Source organism: Streptomyces sp. SID14515, from assembly GCF_010548505.1.
Lineage (GTDB): Bacteria > Actinomycetota > Actinomycetes > Streptomycetales > Streptomycetaceae > Streptomyces > Streptomyces caviscabies.
Map to the genome: position 1 here is coordinate 1 of NZ_JAAGMH010000027.1, position 19,510 is coordinate 19,510.

At 74.0% G+C, this 19,510-nt stretch carries 16 protein-coding genes and 1 pseudogene; 13 read left to right on the forward strand and 4 right to left on the reverse strand.

All coding sequences use genetic code 11. The annotated features are described in order from the left end of the window. The 11 genes and pseudogenes from G3I54_RS04295 to G3I54_RS04345 form a co-directional block, all read left to right on the forward strand. A pseudogene (locus tag G3I54_RS04295) lies at positions 1-775 on the forward strand (condensation protein); the annotation flags it as partial. Then, on the forward strand, positions 772-1,497 hold the full coding sequence (locus G3I54_RS04300) for a class I SAM-dependent methyltransferase (RefSeq protein ID WP_164611245.1): 726 nt from the start codon (positions 772-774) through the stop codon (positions 1,495-1,497). The pseudogene G3I54_RS04295 and the gene G3I54_RS04300, both read left to right, overlap by 4 nt. Before the next feature lie 4 nt (positions 1,498-1,501). Continuing rightward, positions 1,502-2,395, forward strand: coding sequence for a hypothetical protein (locus G3I54_RS04305; protein ID WP_164611247.1), 894 nt, complete (start codon positions 1,502-1,504; stop codon positions 2,393-2,395). A gap of 51 nt (positions 2,396-2,446) precedes the next feature. Then, positions 2,447-2,677: a Trm112 family protein gene (locus G3I54_RS04310; RefSeq protein WP_164611249.1), complete on the forward strand. Its 231-nt coding sequence runs from the start codon at positions 2,447-2,449 to the stop codon at positions 2,675-2,677. Then, positions 2,674-3,444: an FkbM family methyltransferase gene (locus G3I54_RS04315; RefSeq protein WP_164611251.1), complete on the forward strand. Its 771-nt coding sequence runs from the start codon at positions 2,674-2,676 to the stop codon at positions 3,442-3,444. The genes G3I54_RS04310 and G3I54_RS04315 overlap by 4 nt, the downstream gene beginning before the upstream one ends. A 52-nt stretch (positions 3,445-3,496) precedes the next feature. Next, positions 3,497-4,228, forward strand: a complete 732-nt coding sequence (locus tag G3I54_RS04320; protein ID WP_164611253.1) for a GntR family transcriptional regulator — start codon at positions 3,497-3,499, stop codon at positions 4,226-4,228. A gap of 207 nt (positions 4,229-4,435) precedes the next feature. After that, the gene (locus G3I54_RS04325) at positions 4,436-5,734 is read left to right on the forward strand and encodes an amidohydrolase family protein (protein WP_164611255.1); all 1,299 of its coding nucleotides are present in this window, start codon (positions 4,436-4,438) and stop codon (positions 5,732-5,734) included. Between the two features lie 53 nt (positions 5,735-5,787). Then, entirely contained in the window at positions 5,788-7,170 is a 1,383-nt protein-coding gene (locus G3I54_RS04330; protein ID WP_164611257.1) for an amidohydrolase family protein, read from the forward strand. Between the two features lie 138 nt (positions 7,171-7,308). Next, positions 7,309-7,980: a response regulator transcription factor gene (locus tag G3I54_RS04335; RefSeq protein WP_164611474.1), complete on the forward strand. Its 672-nt coding sequence runs from the start codon at positions 7,309-7,311 to the stop codon at positions 7,978-7,980. Beyond that, positions 7,977-9,341, forward strand: coding sequence for a HAMP domain-containing sensor histidine kinase (locus G3I54_RS04340; protein WP_164611259.1), 1,365 nt, complete (start codon positions 7,977-7,979; stop codon positions 9,339-9,341). Before G3I54_RS04335 ends, G3I54_RS04340 begins: the two co-directional genes overlap by 4 nt. Before the next feature lie 102 nt (positions 9,342-9,443). Then, on the forward strand, positions 9,444-11,129 hold the full coding sequence (locus G3I54_RS04345) for an alpha/beta hydrolase (RefSeq protein ID WP_164611261.1): 1,686 nt from the start codon (positions 9,444-9,446) through the stop codon (positions 11,127-11,129). A gap of 45 nt (positions 11,130-11,174) precedes the next feature. Here the strand turns inward: G3I54_RS04345 and G3I54_RS04350 are convergent, their stop codons facing one another. Together G3I54_RS04350 and G3I54_RS04355 are read right to left on the reverse strand one after the other, a co-directional pair. Continuing rightward, the gene (locus G3I54_RS04350; protein ID WP_164611263.1) at positions 11,175-13,061 is read right to left on the reverse strand and encodes a serine/threonine-protein kinase; all 1,887 of its coding nucleotides are present in this window, start codon (positions 13,059-13,061) and stop codon (positions 11,175-11,177) included. 87 nt (positions 13,062-13,148) lie between these two features. Continuing rightward, positions 13,149-13,433: a hypothetical protein gene (locus tag G3I54_RS04355; protein WP_164611266.1), complete on the reverse strand. Its 285-nt coding sequence runs from the start codon at positions 13,431-13,433 to the stop codon at positions 13,149-13,151. Between the two features lie 125 nt (positions 13,434-13,558). On the opposite strand from G3I54_RS04355, the gene G3I54_RS04360 reads away from it, so the two are divergent. Continuing rightward, the gene (locus G3I54_RS04360) at positions 13,559-14,320 is read left to right on the forward strand and encodes an IclR family transcriptional regulator C-terminal domain-containing protein (RefSeq protein WP_164611268.1); all 762 of its coding nucleotides are present in this window, start codon (positions 13,559-13,561) and stop codon (positions 14,318-14,320) included. Positions 14,321-14,356: 36 nt separating this feature from the next. Here the strand turns inward: G3I54_RS04360 and G3I54_RS04365 are convergent, their stop codons facing one another. Continuing rightward, positions 14,357-14,995 (reverse strand): DUF1345 domain-containing protein, encoded by a 639-nt coding sequence (locus G3I54_RS04365; protein ID WP_203685501.1) that lies wholly within the window; start codon positions 14,993-14,995, stop codon positions 14,357-14,359. A 253-nt stretch (positions 14,996-15,248) separates the two neighbouring features. Here G3I54_RS04365 and G3I54_RS04370 point away from each other — a divergent pair, with 253 nt between their 5' ends. After that, entirely contained in the window at positions 15,249-17,531 is a 2,283-nt protein-coding gene (locus tag G3I54_RS04370; RefSeq protein WP_203685513.1) for an FdhF/YdeP family oxidoreductase, read from the forward strand. A gap of 34 nt (positions 17,532-17,565) precedes the next feature. On the opposite strand, the gene G3I54_RS04375 is transcribed toward G3I54_RS04370, so the two are convergent. Then, positions 17,566-19,500, reverse strand: a complete 1,935-nt coding sequence (locus G3I54_RS04375) for an FUSC family protein (RefSeq protein WP_239144222.1) — start codon at positions 19,498-19,500, stop codon at positions 17,566-17,568. Positions 19,501-19,510 lie beyond the last annotated feature (10 nt).

Below are 19,510 nucleotides of genomic sequence, written 5' to 3' on the forward strand. Positions count from 1 at the left end.
CGAGCCGCTCGCCGGGGAGTCCCCGGCGGCGCCGCTGGCCCGGCCCGCCCGGATCGCGGCGGGCGCGCCGGGGCCGTCCCCCGTACCGGGCAACGCGATGCTGCTGGCCGAACTGCCGGTCCCCCGGCGGGAGTCAGGAGCGCCGTACACGGTGAACGACCAGCTGATGGTGGCCACCGCGCTCACCGTGGCCGACTGGAACCGGACACAGGGCGCGCCGGGGGCCGACCGCAGGCCGCTGCGGATCACCATGCCGGTCGACGACCGCACCCGGGGGCCCGAGATGCCGATCGGGAACGGCACCCGGCTGGTGGAGGTCGGTTTCGCCGCCGCTGAGCTGGCGCCCGGGGCGGACGTCGCCGCCCTGCTCCGGGCGACCGCCGAGCGGACCCGGGCGCTCAAGGCGCGCCCGCGGCCGCCGTTGGGCCGTTCCGCCTCTCTGCTGACCGCGCCACTGCTGCCGGTGGCCGCCCGCGCCGCGGTCACCCGGGGGCTGCGGGTGCTGGCGGGACCGTGGACCTCGACGACGCTGCTGAGCAACATCGGCCGGGTGCCGTATCCGCTGGACTTCGGGGAGGCGGGCCGGGCGACGGCCGTGTGGTTCTCCGCGCCCGCCCGGATGCCCCGGGGGCTGACGTTCACGACGGCGTCCACGGGCGGCCGGCTGCATCTGGCGCTGCGCTGGTCGCGGACCCTGCTGGGGGACGAGGACGGCGTGCGCCTGCGCGAGATGTTCACCCGTCACCTGGCCTCGACGTCCTCGGAGACCGTATGACCAGCACCGCCTCTCCCCCGCCCGGGCTGCGGGACTTCTACGAGAACCCGGCCGTGCCCGTCGCATCCGGCGACGGGCGCACGCTGCGGCAGGCCCGGCTGCTGGCCGAGGCGCTGGACGCGCCGGGGCAGGTGATCCTCGACATCGGGTGCGGCGACGGCACGGCCGCGGCCACGGCGGCCCCGATCCTCGCCGGGCACCGGCTGATCGGCGTCGACTGGTCGCAGGACGCGCTGCGCCGGGCCAGGCCCCGGATGGGCGCGGTGGTGCGCGGCGAGCTGGAGCACGGCGGGCTGCCGCTGGCCGACGGGTGCGCGGACGCGGTGCTGTTCAGCGAGATCCTGGAGCATCTGGTCGACCCGGACCAGGCGTTGGACGAGCTGCGGCGGGTGCTGCGGCCCGGCGGCCATCTGATGCTGTCCACCCCGAACCTGGCGGCCTGGTACAACCGGGCGCTGCTGCTCGCCGGGGTGCAGCCGGTGTTCTCGGAGGTCAGCCTGCGCGGGATCCACGGCCGGCCCGGCTCGGAGGTGGTCGGACATCTGCGGCTGTACACGGCCCGTGCGCTGCGTTCGTTCCTGACGGCGTCCGGCTTCACCGATGTGACGATCAAGGGCGCCCCCTTCCACGGGGTGCCGCGTCCGTTGCGGCCGCTGGACCGGGCGGCGTGCGCGGTGCCCGGGGCGGCCTCCATCCTGCTGGCCCACGCGCGGCGGAGGTAGCGCGATGTGGTGGGGTGTCGGCGCGGCGCTGGTCGCCAACGCGCTGTACAGCGTGGGTTTCGTGGTGGAGAAGCGGGCCCTGGGCTCGCTGCCCGCGCTCTCCGCCGGCCGGCCGCTGCGGGTGATCCGGGTGCTGGCGACCAGTCCGCTGTGGATCGTCGGCGCGCTGGCGCTGGCGGCCGGGTTCGGGGCGCAGCTGGTCGTCTACCGCGCGCTGCCGATCGCGGCGGCGCAGGGCATCTTCGTCTCCGGTCTGGTGCTGCTCCTGCTGTTGTCGTCGGCCGTGCTCGGCGAGGAGTCGACGGGCCGCGAACGCTACGCGCTCGGCGGGGTGCTGGTCGCCCTGCTGATGGTCGTCGCCTCGGTGCGCGAGGGCGAGGACGTGGTGAGCGGCGGGGCGCCGTGGATGCTGGTGCTGCTGGTCTGCGTGCCGGCGCTGGCGGCGGGCGTCTGGCTGTACGTACGGGTCGAGAGCCGGGCGGCCAAACGGCACCGGGTGCCGACCAGCGGGATCGGGTACGGAGTGGCGGTGGGCCTGCTCTACGGGGTCAGCTCGCTGGCCATCAAGGGCACGTCCAGCCGCCTGACCAGCACCGATCTCGGCGAGGCCGCGTGGTCGCTGCTGGGTTCCCCGTATCCGTATCTGCTGCTGTTCACCGCGGTGGCCGGTCTGGTGATGTCGCAGGCGGCGCTGCAGCGCTGCCGGGCCTCCCTCATCGTGCCGGTGTGCACCACGGTGACCTGCCTGTTCACCGCGGTCCTCGGGACGCTCGCGTTCGGCGAGAGGCTTCCCGAGGATCCGCTGCTGCTGGCCCTGCGGGTGGGCGGAACGGCGCTCGCCCTGTCCGTCCTGCTGGCCATGCCCCGCCACGATCCGCCGCCCGCCGCACCGTCCTGACCCCGGACACGATCCGCCGTCCGGTCCACCTGAGTTGAGGGAGCTGTACCGATGAACCCCGACGACCCGCTGCTCGCCATCCTGGCCTGCCCGCTCGACAAGGGCCCGCTGTCGCTGCTGCCCGAGGAGGAGGCGGAGGGGGCGGCGCTCTACAACCCCCGGCTGCGCCTGAGTTACCCGATCGTGGACGGCATCCCGCAGTTGCTGCCCTCGTCCGGCCGGAAGGTCTCGGCGGACGACCACGAGCGGCTGCTCACCCGGCTCAAGGCCTCGGCCACGTGACCACGTTCGCCGCGGCGGTGGCGTCCCGGCTGCCCGGCCGTCTCGTCGGCTCGGCGGCCGTCGCCCTGTATCCGCGCTTCGAGCCCGAGCTGCGACGGCTCGCCGACTTCTGCCCGCCGGACGGCATCGCCCTCGACATCGGGGGCTGGTACGGCCCTTGGTCGCGGCGGCTGGCCGCCCGCTGCGCCGAGGTGGTCACCATCGAGCCGGTGCCGCATCTGGCCGAGCATCTGCGCCGGACGCTGCCGTCGAACGCCCGGGTGGTCCAGGGTGCGGCGACCGACCGGGAAGGCACGGCGCAGCTGTGGTTCCCGGAGGGCGACCGGGGCGACCGGGGGGTGTCGTCGCTGGCCCGCCGCGACATCCACGCGCACTGCCTGGAGGTGCCGTCGATCACCGTCGACGGTCTGGGGCTGCGCGGGGTCGGCTTCGTGAAGATGGACGTCGACGGCGGCGAGCAGGCGGCCCTGCTCGGCGCGGCGGAGCTGCTGCGCGAGGACCGCCCGGCGCTGCTCATCGAGCTGGAGAGCCGGCTCGGCCCGATCGCCCCGGCGGTCGACCTGCTGACCGGGCAGGGCTATGCGGGCTGGCTCCTGGCGGGCCGGCGCTGGATCGCGCTCGACGGGTTCGATCTGGTGGCCCACCAGGCGCGGACCGAGCACCTGGTGCACCAGGGTCTGCTGCGCCGGGCCCTGGTCCCGCACCGCGAGCGGTACATCAACTCGGTGCTCTTCCTGCCGGACGGGCGGGTACCGGGCAGGATCTGACCGCCGCCCTGGGCCCCCGCGTATCCTCGGCCGGGGGCAGGCCGAGCGGAGGATGGCGTACGTGGCGGGCAGCAGCGCAGGGCGGGGCGGAACGCGGCCGGACGGTCCCGGGAGCGAGCAGGCGGGCGCCCCGGAGCGCTTGTCGCTGAGCGCCCGCGCGCGGGACGCGGTCCGGCAGCGGATCGTCGACCGCCGCTACCCGCAGGGCGCCCGCCTCGTGGAGCGCGAGGTCGCCGAGGAGCTGCGGATGTCCCGCGTCCCGGTGCGCGAGGCGCTGCGCGCCCTGGTGGGCGAAGGGCTTCTGGAGCTGCTGCCGCACAGCGGGGTCCGGGTGCGCCGGCTGGAGCGGGCCGATGTGGAGCACCTGTACGAGGTGTGGGAGCCGCTCGCGGTCCAGGCCTCCCGGCTCGCGGCCCGGCGGGTGGCGCGGTCCGCCCCGGCGGAGCTGCCGGGCGTCATCGCGCTGCGGACCTCGCTCGACCGGGCGGAGCAGGCGGCGTCCGACGACGAGGGGGCGCGGGAGGTGGCGGCCCACACCGCCTTCCACGAGGACATCGTGGCCCTGAGCGGCAACCCGATGCTGGCCCGCACCATGGAGCAGCTCAGCGGACAGCTCCAGTTGCTGTTCGGGATGCGGGAGGAGCCGGAGCACATGCGGGCCCAGCACGCGGTCATGTTCCGGTACATCGCGACGGGCGACGAGGAGTCGGCGGCGGCGAGCACGCTGTTGCACGTACGGGACAGCCGGGCCGTGGCCCTGCGGTCCCTGTTCGACGAAGCCTAGATTTGTATACCAGGAGCCTGTTCCCGCAGGAATGCTCCACGCGCACCCGTCCAGATATCGACCATTACACCGCCCGCACCCCGTAAATCCTGCACGTTTCCCGCACACGCGGGGAGCGGAATCACTCCTTCCCAGATCGCCGGCGATCCTGGTATACAAAATGCTCCCACGTTCGCTTCCGCTTGCCGCGGTCGAAGGAGCCTTGCCATGTGCGTCGAGAACACCCCGCCCCCGTCCGGCCGGCTGACCAGGCGGGGTGTGCTCGCCGGTGCCGCGGCCCTGGCCGGCACGTCCGCGGTCCTGGCCCAGGCAGCTCCCGCCGCGTCCGCCGCGCCGGCTTCGTCGCGCGGTTCGTCCGGCCGGGGCGGCGATCTGGTCGTGGAGGGCGGCAGGCTGCTCGACCCGCTGACGGGTGAGGTCACCGAGGACGCGGTGGTGGTGATCACCGGGGGCGTCGTCCGCGCGGCCGGTTCCCGGAGCCGCCTCGGGACGCGGGTGCCCTCCGGCGTACCGGTACTGCGGGCCCACGGGCAGTGGATCCTGCCGGGTCTGGTGGACGCCCACATCCACCTCAACACGGCGGCCGAGGCGCGCGACGCGGTCCTCAAGGGCGCGACCAGCGCACGCAGCGGGTCGACCAACTTCTACCAGGACATCGCCGTACGGGAGTTGGCCCGCCAGGCGCCGGAGCGCGCGCCCCGGCTGCGGGCCGCGGGAATCTTCGTCACCCCGGACCTCGGCGACACGATCCTCGCCGACCCGGACCTCGCGCCGCTCGCCCGGCTGCGGGACGGGGTGCGCTCGCCGGAGGCGCTGCGCCGGGTGGTCGAGGTCAACCTCGCGCGTGGGGCCGACACCGTGAAGACCCGGGTGAACGAGCGGGCCGGGCTGCCCGAGCAGGACCCGCTGGTCCAGGTCTACGACCACGAGCAGCTGTCCACGATCGTGGCGGCGGCCCGGCGCGGCGGAAAGGGGGTGCTCTGCCACAGCTACAGCGAGAAGGGCTGCCACGACGCGGTCACGGCCGGCATCCGTTCGCTGGAGCACGGGGCGTTCGTCGGTGAGCGCACACTGCGCGAAATGCGCCGCAGGGGTACGTACTTCACCCCGACGCTCACCGCGATCGCCGGGCTCGCCGAGTCCTCGGACCCGGTCCTGGCGGAGCGCGGCCGCACCTATCTCCCGGTCCTGAAGCGGGCGGTCCTGGCAGCCCACGAGCTGGGCGTCCCGCTCGCCGCGGGCACGGACTCCTCGGGCGGCGCGGTCGACCCGATCGGCCGCGAGGTGGAGCTGATGCACGCGGCGGGGCTCTCCGCCCTGGACGCGATCCGCACGGCGACCACGGGCGCCGCGAAGCTCCTCGGGTTCGACGCCACGGCCGGCCGTCTGGCCCGGGGCTTCGCGGGTGACGTCCTCGTCGTGGACGGCGACCCGTTGGCCGACCTCGGCGTGCTGAGCCGTCCGGCGCGCGTAGTGCGGGCAGGGTTCCCGGTACCGGCCGCCTGACACCCCCAGCCCCCTGCCCCCTCTCCCACCCCTCCCCGTCGAAGGAGCCCTCGATGCACGCCGACTCCACCGCCTCCCCCGCCGCCGGTCCCTCCCGGCGCTCCATGCTGGCCGGTGCCGCCGCCCTCGCCGGCACCGCCGCCGCGCTCACCGCCCCCGGAGCGGAGGCCGCCGCCGCGCCCCTGCCCTCCGGAGCGTCGCCGTCCGCCGCGGACCGGATCACGGAGCAGCCGGACCGCACGGGCGGCCACGCGCGCGCCACGGTGTTCAAGAACGTGCGGCCCTACGGGGCGAAGCGGCCCGTCGACCTCACCGTCGTCGACGGCGTCATCACCGCCGACCCCGCGCCGCGCGGCGCCAAGGTCGTCGACTGCAAGGGCAGGATCGCGCTGCCGACCCTGGTCGACGCGCACATCCACCCCGACAAGACGGCGTGGGGCGAGCCCTGGGTGACCCGGAACCCGGCGAGCACCATCGCGGAGTACACCGAGGAGGACGTGAAGCTGTACCACGCGTTGCGGACGCCCCTGAAGAAGCGCGCGGAACGCCTGATGGGCCATGCCGTCGCCCAGGGCACCCGGGCGATGCGGGCCCATGTCGACGTCGCTCCCGCCTACGACCTGGTGGGCGTCGAGGGCGTCGGTTCCGCCCGCAGGGCGCTGCGGCACGCGCTCGACGTGGAGATCGTGGCGTTCCCGCAGCACGGGGTGATCCGTACGCCCGGAACCGCGGAGCTGCTGGAGGAGGCCGCGCGCACCGGGGCGATCGACCGGGTCGGCGGCATCGATCCGATCGGGTTCGACGAGGCGCTCGACGAGCAGCTGGACGTCGTCTTCGGCATCGCGGACCGGCACGGCGTGGGCGTCGACATCCATCTGCACGAGCGGGCCGCGACGGGGCTGGAGTCGCTGCGCGCGATCATCGCCCGGACCCGGGCGCTGTCGCTGCAGGACAAGGTGACGGTCAGTCATGTGTTCTGTGTGCCAGGGCTTCCCGAGCGTGAACTCGACCGCCTGGCAGCCGACTTGGCGGAGGCCGGGATCTCGCTGACGACGGTCGCGCCCTCGTCGGACCTGGTCCTGCCGATCGACCGGCTGCGCGAGCACGGGGTCCACGTGGGCCTCGGCTCCGACGGCGTGCGGGACTCGTGGAGTCCGTTCGGCAACGCGGACATGCTGCACCGCTCGCACCTGCTGGCCTGGGTGCGGGACGCCCGTCTCGACGAGGAGCTGGAGGCGGCCTTCCGCGCGGGGGCCGATGGCGGGGCCCGGCTCCTGGGGCTCCCGGAGGCGGACCTGAAGCCGGGGTCGCCGGCCGACTTCCTGCTGGTGCGCGGGGAGTGCCTGCCGCAGGTCGTGGTCGACCTGCCGCGGCGCGAGATGGTGGTGCGCGGCGGGCGGATCGTCGCCCGGGACGGGGAACTGGTCGGCCACTGACCTACGTGCCGGTCGGACCCTGACCCGGTACCGGTCGGCCGCTGACCTGCATACCGGCCAGGCCTTGACCCGCGTACCGGTCTGCCGCTGAGCTGCGTAACCGCCGACGCCGGGCGCGGTTAGGGTGACGGCGTGAGAGTGCTGCTGGTCGAGGACGACGCCAACCTCCGCTTCGGCGTGGCCGCGGCCCTGCGCGCCGCCGGGCTCGCCGTCGACGAGGCGGTCGACCTGCCGCAGGCCGACGAGGCGCTGTTCGTCACCGCGTACGACTGCGTCGTCCTCGACCGGATGCTGCCCGCCGGGGACGCCGCGGACTACGTGGAGGAGCTGCGGCGCTCCGGGCGGGCTGTGCCGGTGCTGTTCCTGACGGCCCGGGACACCGTCGCCGACCGGGTGGAGGGCTTCGCCCGGGGCGGCGACGACTATCTGGTCAAGCCGTTCGCCGTCCCGGAGCTGGTCGCCCGGGTCCGCAGCCTGTGCCGCCGTGCCCCGGCCGTCAGTCCGCCGGTGCTGCGGGTCGGCGATCTGGAGATCGACACGGCACGGCGGCGGGTGCGGCGGGGCGGGGTGCTGCTGACGCTGACCAGCCGGGAGTTCGCGGTGCTGGAGGCGCTGGCCGACCGGGCCGACCAGGCGGTCGGCCGGGCGGAGCTGGTCGAGCGCTGCTGGGACGAGATGGCCGAGCACCGGTCCAATGTGCTGGAGGTGCTGATCTCGCAGCTGCGCCGCAAGCTCGGCGCTCCCCCGCTGCTCCACACCGTACGCGGCACCGGCTACCGCCTCGCCGTGGCGGAGGACCCGGCCTCGTGACCGGAGCCGTCCGCGGCCGGTCCCGGCGCTCCCGCCCGCTCACCCCGACCGCCCGGGTGCGTCGGCTCCGCCGCCGTATCACCCTGTTGTTCGCCCTGACCAGTGCGGTGGGGCTGGTGGCGATGGCCGCCTGGGCGGTGCGCGGCGACGATGTGCGCTGGCGCGATCAGCTGGACCGGACGATGAGCGCGGACACCAACTGGGCACTCGGGCTGCTGGAGACGGACGAGGACGGGCGGCTGGACGCCGGGGTGCTGCTCGACACGGCCGGGACCGCCTGCCCGCCCCTCCATGTGCTGTCCGTCCCGCCGGACGCCGCGCGCCACGCGCGCCGGATCGCCCCGGCGGACCTGGTCGTCGAGCACGCGCCCCGCTCGCCCTGCCTCACCGTCGCGGGCCCTGCCGTACGCCGGGCCGCCGCGTCGGCCGTGGACGCCGACGAGGAACGGTCTCTCGACGGCCGTACGACGACGGGTGAACCGGTACGCCTGTTCGCCCTGCCGTTCTATCCTCCGGAGGCCGAGAAGGACGCACGGCCGCAGGGGGCCCTGGTCACCGTGGCGGACACCGCGGCGCAGCAGGCGGACCACCGGCGGCTCGCCTGGCGGGTGACCGGCGGCTGCGCCCTCCTGGTGGGTCTGTCGGCGCTGGTCGGGCATCTGCTGTCGGGCCGGGCGGTCCGGCCCGCCCTGGAGGCCCTGGACCGGCAGGAGTCGTTCCTCGCGGACGCCGCGCACGATCTGCGGACGCCCGCGGCCTCGCTGCGGACCCTCGCCGAGACCGCTCTGCGCGGGGACACCGACAGCACGGACGTGCACCGGCGCACACTGCGGCTCGCCGAGGGAATGGGCGCGCTGGTCGACGGGCTGCTCACCCGGGCCCGGCTGATGTCCGGGACCGCCGTGCTCGCGGCGGAGCCGCTGCGGCTGGACCAGCTGGTGGAGGCGGTGGTGGAGGACGCGCCGGCGGACGGCCACCGGGTGACGGTCGGGGCCCAGGAGGCCGTCGTGGTCGCCGACCCCGATCTCGTACGGCGCGCCGTGGCCAATCTCGTCGGCAACGCGCTCGTCCACGGCCACGCGCCCGGGGCCCCGGCCGAGGTGGAGGTCACCGTCGCCGTCGACGGGGCGTCGGCGACCGTGACGGTGGAGGACGCCGGGCCGGGGCTGCCGCCCGAGGTGGCGGGGGCGCTGTTCGACCGGTTCCGGAGCGGCTCGCGGTCGACGGGGCTCGGGCTGTCCATCGCCTCGTGGGTCGCGCACGCCCACGGCGGCAGCCTCACGGCCGGACCCGGGCGGCGCGGCGGGGCCCGGTTCGTGCTGCGGCTGCCGAGCGGCGATCGGCCGTCCACGGGCGGCTGACACCGGGCTGCGAGGCTGCCGCCGGGCCGCCTCATCAAATCCTCAGCATCGACCAGGGATGCTGCCGGTGAACCGCACGGTCCGATCCCCGGGAGCAGTCCGTTGAACCACCCCGTCCGCCGTCCCGCCCTCGTCACCGCACTGGCTCTCGCCTGCTCGGTCGCGCTCACCTCCTGCACGGCCGGCCCGGCCGCCGGGCCGGGGCGCACCGCCGCCCCGGCGTCGGCCGACCCCGCGTCCCGGCCCGACCTCAAGCCGTTCTACGGCCAGCGGCTGCGGTGGACGGACTGCGAAACGGAGGGGTACGTGTGCGCGCGGCTGACCGTTCCGCGCGACTACACGGCCCCGGGGAACGGCGAGACCTTCGTCCTTCCGGTGGCACGCGCGGCGGCCGGGAAGCCGGAACGGCGCATCGGCTCGCTCGTCTACAACCCGGGCGGGCCGGGGGCGGCCGGGGTCCGGTCGCTCGAAGAGGGCATGGACGAGGCGTTCGGCCGGGCGGCCCGCGACCGCTTCGACATCGTCGCCTTCGACCCACGCGGGGTCGGCGCGAGCGTCCCGGCCCTGACCTGCACGGCGGCCGACGAGGAGGAGGGCGATGACGAGGAGGGCGTCGACGAGGCGGACGCACCCGTCGCGGCCGACGAGGACGTCGCGCCGCTCCACCCCCGTACGGACAAGGAGCGCACCGCCGCCGACGAGGAGGCGCGGGCCGCCGCGGAGGACTGCGAACAGCACAGCGGCGACCTCCTGCGGCACGTCGGCACCCAGGACGCGGCCCGCGACCTGGACGTGCTCCGCGCCGCCCTGGGTGAGCGCGAACTGACCTACCTGGGCTGGTCGTACGGGACGAGCCTGGGCACCGCGTACGCCGAGCTGTTCCCGCGCCGGGTCCGCGCGATGGTGCTGGACGGGGCGATCGACCCGTCGTTGGACTGGTCGCAGCGGGTGCTCAGCCAGTCGGCCGGATTCCGGCGGAGCGTGGACGACTACGCCGACCACTGTGCGGAGGTCGCGGGTGACAGCTGCCCGGCCGACAGCCCCGACGCGATACGTGCGCTGATCGAACGGCTCTACGCCCGCGCCGGACGCGAGCCGCTGCCCGTCTCCGAGGACAGCTCGTACGCGGAGTACGGCGGGATGGACGCGACGGCCGTCCTGGACGCGGTGTCGATGGCGATGTACACGCCGGAGGACCAATGGGAGCCGCTTTCCCGGGCGTTGGCCGCGGCGGACGCGGGTGACGCGACCGAACTGGGCGCGCTGGAAGAGGAAGAGGCGGAGGACGAGGAGGAGCCGGCCGAGGAGGAGTCCGATCCCGAGGACACCGGCGATGGCACCGAGGAGGAGAGCGGCGACGAGGACGTCACCCCCGTCGACAACGAGGGCGCCGCGCTGACCGCGGTCAACTGCCTGGACGTCCCGCACCCTCGCGACCTCGACGCCTACTGGGACGCCCTGCCGCGCGCGGAGAAGGCCGCGGGTGTCTACGGCACCGCCGGGGTCACCGCCGAACTCACCTGTCGTGGCTGGCCGTCCGGCGGCCGGACTCCGCACCGGGTCGACGCCGACGGGGTGCCGCCGGTGCTGGTCGTGGGCACCACCGGCGACCCGTCCACCCCGTACGAGGAGGCGGTGAGCCTCGCGGACCAGTTCCCGGGCGGGATGCTGCTCACGTACGAGGGGATGGGGCACACCGCGTACGGGCGCGGCGACGCCTGTGTCACGGAGAAGGTCGACGCCTATCTCGTCGGCCTGAAGCCCGTCCGCCCCGGCGCGACCTGCTGACCGGGGCGGGCCGAGGAGCTGACGGCCCGGCTGCCTGCCGGGCCGTCAGCTCTGCTGCGCCTCCTCGGCGTTGCGCCAGACGGTCAGGTCGATGGTGATGTAGTGGCTGGGGTCGTTCGGGCCCGACTTGCCTCGGTAGGTCACCACGGCGATGTGTCCGGCCTTGCTGAGCACACAGATCTGCGACCCGGACGTCAGCTGTTCGAGCTCGATCTTCTCGGTGAAGCGGGTCTCCTGACGGCAGACCTCCAGGGAGCCCTTCTGCGAGTTCTTCAGCACCACCAGCTTCCCGTTGGCGCTGCCCACCCTCTCGTCGCCGAAGAGGGAGTCCCGGTAGAAGTAGAAGTCCCCCTTGCCGTAACTGACGCCGCTGTCGTCGTCCTCCACCGGCCGGGGCGGATGGTCGGCGAGCTTCAGGGCGTAGTTCGCCGTCACGTCTATGCCCTTGTACGAGACCGGCCTGGGGTCGACCGGCTTGTCCCGGGCCTTGTCCCCGGAACCGCTGCCGCTCGAACCGCCGTCGGAGGACGCCGTGGACCGGTCGCCCTTGCCGGATGTGTCGGAGTCGTCCGGCAGCAGGTTGCCGATGACGCCGAGGACGACCAGCGCGCCGAAGACCGAAGCGCCGACGATCAGACCCGTCCGCTTGGGGCGCGGCGCGGCGGGCTGGAATCCGGACGCGCCCCAGCCGGGCTGCTGGAACCCCGACTGCTGGAAGCCGGGCTGCTGGAAGCCGGGTTGGGCGAATCCGGACTGCTGGTGGGGCGGCGGGGTCGGGTAGCCGTAGCCCTGGGGGCGGGTGTTCTGCTGCCAGTGGCCGGGCGGCACGGTTCCCGGTGCCCCGGGCGGTGCCCCGGGGACTCCGGGTGCGGCGGGTCCGGTCTGGGTGGGTGCGGCGGCCATGGCGTGGCCGGTCGGGGTGTAGGGGCCGGGCGGTGGTGTCTGCGGGGAGACCTGGGTGGGCGTGGGCGTGGGCGTGGGCGTGGGGGCGGTGGTGGGCTGTGGCGGTGGGGTGGGCGCGGGTGCGGGGAGTTGGTGCCGTTCGGTGATGGCGCCGGCGACCGCGCGGGGGAGCCAGTCCTCGCCCTGGCGCAGGGGTTCGGGCGAGATCTCGTGGCAGATGCGGATGATGTCGGCGAGGGTGGGCCGGTCGGCGGGGTCGCGGCTGAGGCAGCGGGTGACCAGGGGGAGGAGTTCGGCGGGCAGCCGGCTGAGGTCGGGGTCCTCGTGCACGATCCGGTACAGGACGGCGTGCGAGGGGCCGTCGCCGAACGCGGGCGCGCCGATCGCGGCGTACGCGGCGATCTGCCCCAGGGCGAACACATCGGTGGCCGGAGTGATCGTCCCGGCGGCCGCCTGCTCCGGAGCCATGAACGCCGGAGTGCCGACACTGACCCCCGTACCGGTCAGGGCGGTCGTGTCGGCGGCCCGCGCGATACCGAAATCGATGACCCGCGGCCCGTCCGAGGCAAGCAGCACATTCGCGGGCTTCAGATCACGGTGCACGATCCCCGCACCATGAATCACCCCCAGCGCCTCGGCCACCCCCACCGTCAGCAACAGCACACTGCGCAACGGCAGCCCACCATGCCCGGCCACCGCACGCGCCAGCGAAGGCCCCGGCACATACGCCGTCGCCAGCCACGGCCGCGCACCCTCGGTATCCGAATCGATCACCGGCGCCGTGTACAACCCCTGCACCCGCTGCGCCGCCCGCACCTCCAGCTGAAAACGCCGCCGGAACTCCGGATCCTCACCGAACTCCGCCCGAATCACCTTGATCGCCAAAGGCCGACCACCAGGCGTGTACGACAGATACACCTTCCCCATACCACCCGCGCCCAGCACAGCAGCCAGCCGATAACCCCCCACCACCGCTGGGTCGTCGGCCTTGAGTGGCTGGAACGGGTCGGTCGAAGGCGCGCTGCTCATAAGGAACCATCCCCCTGGTCACGGCAGTCCGGAGCCTGCACATGCCCCGAAGATCAGACGAGAGCGTATCGAATGTCCGGGGCGGGGTCAGGGGCTGGCCACATCGAAGGTGTACCGCAGCGGGGCTCGGTCCGTACGGGGGTCGCGGCGGTAGACGTACAGCGCCGACACCCGTACGGCTGCGCCGGAGCCGCCGTGGCCGTCGAGATCGCCGGGACTGTCGGAATCGTCGGGATCGCCGGGGTCGTCCGGCGGGCAGGGGCGGGTCACCTGCAGTACGTGCGGCCGGTCGGCGACCCTCGTGCGCAGCCCGTCCGCCGGGCCTCCGTCGAGTATCGCGGACTCCCAGCGTGACGCCTCGTTCCTTTCCATGGCGACAGTTTAACTATTGCGCAATTCATGAATGCTCGCGAGGTCCGCCGGTCGGTGCCGGACGCCTCCCGTCCGCCCCGAGGACCGGCCTTGCCGCACCCCGGCGCCGGGTCCATGCTTGTGCCATGGGTGACCAGGCCGGCCCCGAGCCGACGGTGTCCGTCCGGCAGGACCTCCGGTTGCTGGAGGCCGCCGGGGCGCACCCGGCCGGTGCCTCCGTGCGGCAGCTGGCCCACGAGGCCGGGCTGTCGGACGTCACTGCCCGGCGGCTGCTGCACGAGCTCGCCCGGGACGGCTATCTGGACGAGCTGGACGACGGCGCGTTCGCCCTCCACGAGCGGGACCCCCGGTTGCAGCCCGCCGTCGACGGCCTGGCGCTGCAGGAGCGCGTCCGCCCCCTGCTGTCCTCGCTGCGCGACAGCCTGTCCGCCGCCGCCTATCTGACGCTGTACGACGAGGGCGAGATCCGGGTCCTGGAGATCGTCGACAGCCCGCGGGCACCCCGGGTGGACGTCTGGGTGAGCTTCCAGGACGCCGGACACGCCACCGCGCTCGGCAAGAGCGTGCTCCGCGAGCTGGACGAGGAGGCGCGCGCCAACTATCTCTCCCGGCACTCGCTGGCCGACCTCACCCCCCGCACCATCACCCGCCGGGAGGAGCTGCTGCGGGAGCTCGACGCCGCCCCCGCGGGCCCGCTCTCGCTGGACCGGGGGGAGTACGCGCCGGGCACGACGTGCGCGGCGGTGCCCGTGTACAGCGGTGACCAGGTCGGCTCGATCGGCATCTCGTTCCGGTCGGACCGGATGTACCGGACCACCGCGGTCAGGGCGCAGTTGCTGGAGGCGGCGCTGCGCGTCACACGGCGGCTGACCCTTCCGGAGCGCTGAGCCGCCCGCAGCGGCTGATACGCCCCCGGCGGCCGCTCAGCCGGTGACGATGCCGGCGACCAGGTTGATCGTGGTGGCCAGGATGCTCGCGCCGAAGACGTACGACAGCAGGCAGTGCCGGAGGGCGACCGCGCGGATCCTGGAGGTGGAGACGTTGGTGTCGGAGACCTGGTACGTCATGCCCAGGTTGTAGCTGAAGTAGAGGAAGTCGATGTAGCGCGGCGGTTCCTTCGTGTTGAAGTCGATCCCGCCGCCGGGCGGCCGGTAGTAGATGTACGCGTAGCGGGCGGCGTACATCAGATGGAGCGCCGCCCAGGACATGAACACGCCGCAGAGGGCCAGGGCGGCCGCCGCGTGGCTCAGGTCGGAGTCGCCGATCAGGAGCAGCAGCACGATGCCGACGAGCCCGGACAGGGCGGCCGTGACGACGACGAGTTCCTCGGCGACGGGCCGGAACTCCTCGCGCCGGGCGTTCTCATGGGTGGCGGCGGCGTCCATCGGCCACAGGACGAGCCATCCCGCGACGACGAAGAGGGTTTCCGCGGCGGCGATGCCGACGAGGATGCCCAGCGGCGCGTTGGTGAGGAGAAGGCCGACCAGCAGACCGACGGCGGCTCCGGCCACCGCGGAGCAGGCGAGCCGGGGAACGGCGGGGAGCAGGATCCGACTGTTCATGGGGGCCTCACGTGTGCTGCCCGAGAGGGAGCCCGGGGCCCTGCTCCGCAGGGGCGCCCCACGGAGAGGGCCGGACCGTGTCAGCGTATGCGCGCGTGGTCCCGAGCGCAGCCCGGAAGGGCCCCCTGAGCCGAGTGGCAGGCGGGAATCACCGGACATAGCCTGCCCAGGAGGACTCGATTGCCCGGGAGAGGGTGGAAGTGCCGTGAGCACCGACAGCGAAGCGCAGGAGCCCGACGAAGCGCAGGAGCCCCTGGAGACCCGGGTCGGTCCCGTTCCCGAGGGCGATCCGCAGTTTCGGCCCTACCACCACCCCGCGGCCGGCTGGGGAGCGGCGAAGAGCGTGACCCGCGTCCTGGTGGAGGAGCGCGCGCTGGTGGACGGTCCACGGGCCATCATGCGGATGAACCACGAGAACGGCGGCTTCGACTGTCCCGGTTGCGCGTGGCCGGACGACACCAAGGGCCTGCACCTGGACATCTGCGAGAACGGCATCAAGCACGTCACCTGGGAGATGACCCGCAAGCGCGTGGACCGCGATTTCTTCGCCGCTCACTCGGTGACCGAGCTGGCCGGGTGGAGCGACTACGAATTGGAGAACCAGGGCCGGCTGACCGAGCCGATGGTGTACGACCCCGCCTCGGACCACTACGTGCCCATCAGCTGGAAGGACTCGTTCGAGCTGGTCGGAGCCACCCTGCGCGGGCTCGACGACCCGAACCGGGCGGCGTACTACACCTCCGGCCGGCTCGGCAACGAGGCCACCTTCCTCTACCAGCTGATGGCCCGCGAACTGGGCACGAACAATCTGCCGGACTGCTCCAACATGTGCCACGAGGCCAGCGGGCGGGCCCTCCAGGCCTCTCTGGGCACCGGCAAGGGGACGGTCGACCTCAAGGACTGGGAGTCCGCGGACGCCCTGTTCATCCTGGGCGTCAACGCCGCGTCGAACGCGCCGAGGATGCTCACCGCCCTCGCCGAGGCAGACCGTCGCGGCGCGCAGATCGTGCACGTCAACCCGCTGGTCGAGGCGGCGGCCACCCGCACCATCGTGCCGCACGACTTCACGGACATGGCGCTGTTCAAGGCCACGAAGACCAGCACGCTGAACCTCCAGCCGCGCATCGGCGGCGACATGGCGCTGCTGCGCGGCATGGCCAAGGCGATCCTGGAGAAGTCGGCGAGCGACCCCAAGGCCCTGGACGTCGCGTTCATCGACCGCCACACCACCGGCTTCGAGGAGTACCGGGCGCTGTGCGAGGCCACGCCCTGGGAGGAGTTGGAGCACCAGTCCGGGCTGAGCCGCGACGACATCCTCAAGGCGGCGCAGGTGTACGGGGAGGCCGACCGGTCCATCGTCAGCTGGTGCCTGGGCCTCACCCAGCACGAGCACGGCGTCGACACCGTCCGCGAGATCGTCAACCTCCTGCTGCTGCGCGGCAATCTCGGCCGGGAGGGCGCGGGGCCCTCCCCCGTGCGCGGCCACAGCAACGTCCAGGGCAACCGCACCTGCGGCATCGACCACCGCCCCACCGACGCGTTCCTGGACCGGCTCGCCGAGGCCTGCAAGATCGACCCGCCCCGCGAACACGGCCTGGACACCGTCCGTACGATCCAGGCGATGCGGGACGGCGAGGTGAAGGTGTTCGTCGGGATGGGCGGCAACTTCGCGCTCGCCGCGCCCGACACCCCGGCCACGTACGCGGCGCTGCGCTCCTGCGACCTCACCGTCCAGGTGAGCACCAAGCTGAACCGCAGTCATGTCGTGCACGGCCGGGCGGCCCTCATCCTGCCGTGCCTCGGACGCACCGAGAAGGACCACCAGCGCAAGGGCGTCCAGAGCACCTCGGTCGAGGACTCGATGAGCATGGTGCACATGTCCGTCGGGATGAAGCGCCCCGCGTCCCGGCATCTGCTGTCCGAGCCGGCCATCGTCGCCGGGATGGCGCGCGCCGCCCTGCCGGACAGCGAGACGCCCTGGGACTGGTACATCGAGGACTACGACCGGATCCGGGACACGATGGCCGAGGCGCTGGACGGCTTCGAGGACTTCAACCGCCGGGTCCGGCTGCCGCTCGGCTTCCGGATCAAGCAGCCCGCCCGCGAACTGGTCTTCCTGACCCCGTCGGGGCGCGCCGAGTTCTCCGCGGCCGCCCTGCCCGACGTGGTGCCCGAGCCCGGCACCCTGGCGCTCGGCACGATGCGGTCGCACGACCAGTGGAACACCACCATCTACTCCGACAACGACCGCTACCGGGGCATCAAGAACCTGCGCACGCTGGTCTTCATGAACCGGGCCGACATGCGCGAGCGCGGCATCGCCGACATGGGCCCCGTCGACATCACGAGCACGGCGAAGGACGGCAGCAGGCGATTCCTGACCGGCTACACGGCGGTCCCGTACGACATTCCCCGCGGCTGTGCGGCCGGCTACATGCCGGAGATGAACGTGCTGTGCGCGCTGGGCGACTACAGCACCCAGAGCGACCAGCCGATCATGAAGCACGTCAAGGTCACGGTGGTCCCGGCCGCCTGAGCGGCCGCCGACCCGGCCGGGTGTCCGTCCGGGGTCACCGGGGCCGGGCGAACCGCTCCAGGAGCAGGTAGGCGCGTCGTTCCGCGGCGGCGAGTTCGGTGGGGTCGATCTCCGCCGACCAGAGCTCGCCCGCCGCGGCGTCGTCGGCCGCACGCAACTCCACGACGGCCGCCGCCAGTTGTGCCTGGGCAGCCGGAAAGGACGCTGCCGAGCGCCCGTCCAGTACGCGTTCGGCGTGGGCGGAAGCCGCCCGGCACGCGGCAAGGGCGCGCCGCGCCCGTACGGCGGCCCGGTCGTGGACCACCAGCAGCGCGCAGACCAGCGCGACACCGACCCCGAGCAGACTGCCCAGCGCCCGGTCCTGGACGAGGTCCCCGGCCGGCGAGGGAGCGGCGAGGTCGGTGAGCAGCAGCGCCAGCGGGGTGAGGAAGACGACGCCGAGACCGTAGTTGCGGGCGACGACGTACTCCAGCAGGAACTCCATCACCACGATCACCAGGACGAGGACCGCCGGTTCGGGGCGCGCGGCCAGCACGCCGAGCGCGAGCAGCAGCCCCGCCATCGTGCCCAGGGTCCGCTGCACGGCCCGCTGCGCCGCTGTCCGCACATTGATCGAGTGCAGAACCGCCGCTGCGGAGATCGCCGCCCAGTAGCCGTGGCCGAGCCCCAGCGGGAGCGCCGCCGCTCCGGCGAGCCCGGTGCCGAGGAGCATGCGCAGCGCGGGCACCACCAGGACCGCCGTACGGGCGGCGCTCCCGTGTCCCCGCCCCGTCACCAGCTCGGTGGCCCGGGCCTCGGCGGCGCGCAGGGTGGCGGGGGCGGCGGTGTCCGGGGCGGTCGCGGACGGGGTGGCTGGGGGCGGGGCGGCCTCGGACGGGGCGGCCGGGGGCGGAGTGGCCTCGGGCGGTGAATCCGGGGACTTGGCATCTGCGTACTGGGTGGCCGGGGGCGGGGTGGACGGGGCCGGGACGGTCAGGGTGCGGGACAGGGCCGCCAGTTCGGGGAGCATCCGTGGCGGGCGTCGGCGGCGGCTCACCAGGAGCCCGGCCTGACGGCGCAGGTGCCGGGCCGGGCCGTAGGGGTCGTCGGGCGCCCGGCGCGCCGAACCGATGAGCAGCGCCCAGGCCAGGTCGGTCAGCCGGAGGCAGGTGTCGCCCCGGCCGCCCCGTTCCGCCCCGGTGGGCGGCATGACCCCGAGGGTGCGGTACGCCTGGAGCACGGCGGCCGTCGCCCGGTGCCGTACGAGCCCCCGCCCCTCCCCCGTACCCGCCGCCTCCCACAGGTCCGCCAGCTCGCGCAGGGCGGCGGCCACGGCGAGGCGCTGCGGACGGTCCGGGTGCACGAACCACCCGAGCACGGCGAGCACCCAGGCCACGGTCGCGCCCGTCGCGGCCAGGGCCGTCTGCACCAGGACGTCGGAGGGGTCGGTCGAGCCGTTGGCCGCCACGGCGAAGGCGAAGAGCAACAGCACCGCGCCCAGGCCGCTCAGCCGGGCCGCGTCACAGGCGAACTTCGCGGCGGCGGCCACGAGGGCCATCGCCACGACCGTCACGGCGGCGCCCGCTCCCCCGTCCCTCGGCTGCGCCCACACGGCGAGCGCCGAACCGCAGCCCACGCACACGGTCATCGCCACCGCGACGACCGCGAGCACCCGGGCTCTCCTCGCGTACGGCAGATTGCGGCCGAAGGTGGTGATGAAGGAACCGAGCATCGTGTAGACGGCGTGATCGGCGCGGCCCGCCAGGGCCAGCGGCAGGGCGGGCACCGCCATGGCGAGTGCGGCGCGCAGGGCGAAGGAGACGGCGCCGTCCACGCTCTGCAGGGCCAGCGAACCCCGGGGGGAGAGCGCCCGCCCCACCCGGGTGGCGAACGACCGCCGCCGGGTGGACGCTCCCTGCGCGGCCCTCTCCGGGACGGGCCGGAGCGGATCGTCGTCCGGTGCACCGGAGGCATCGGGTCGGTGCGTCATGGTCAGGTCC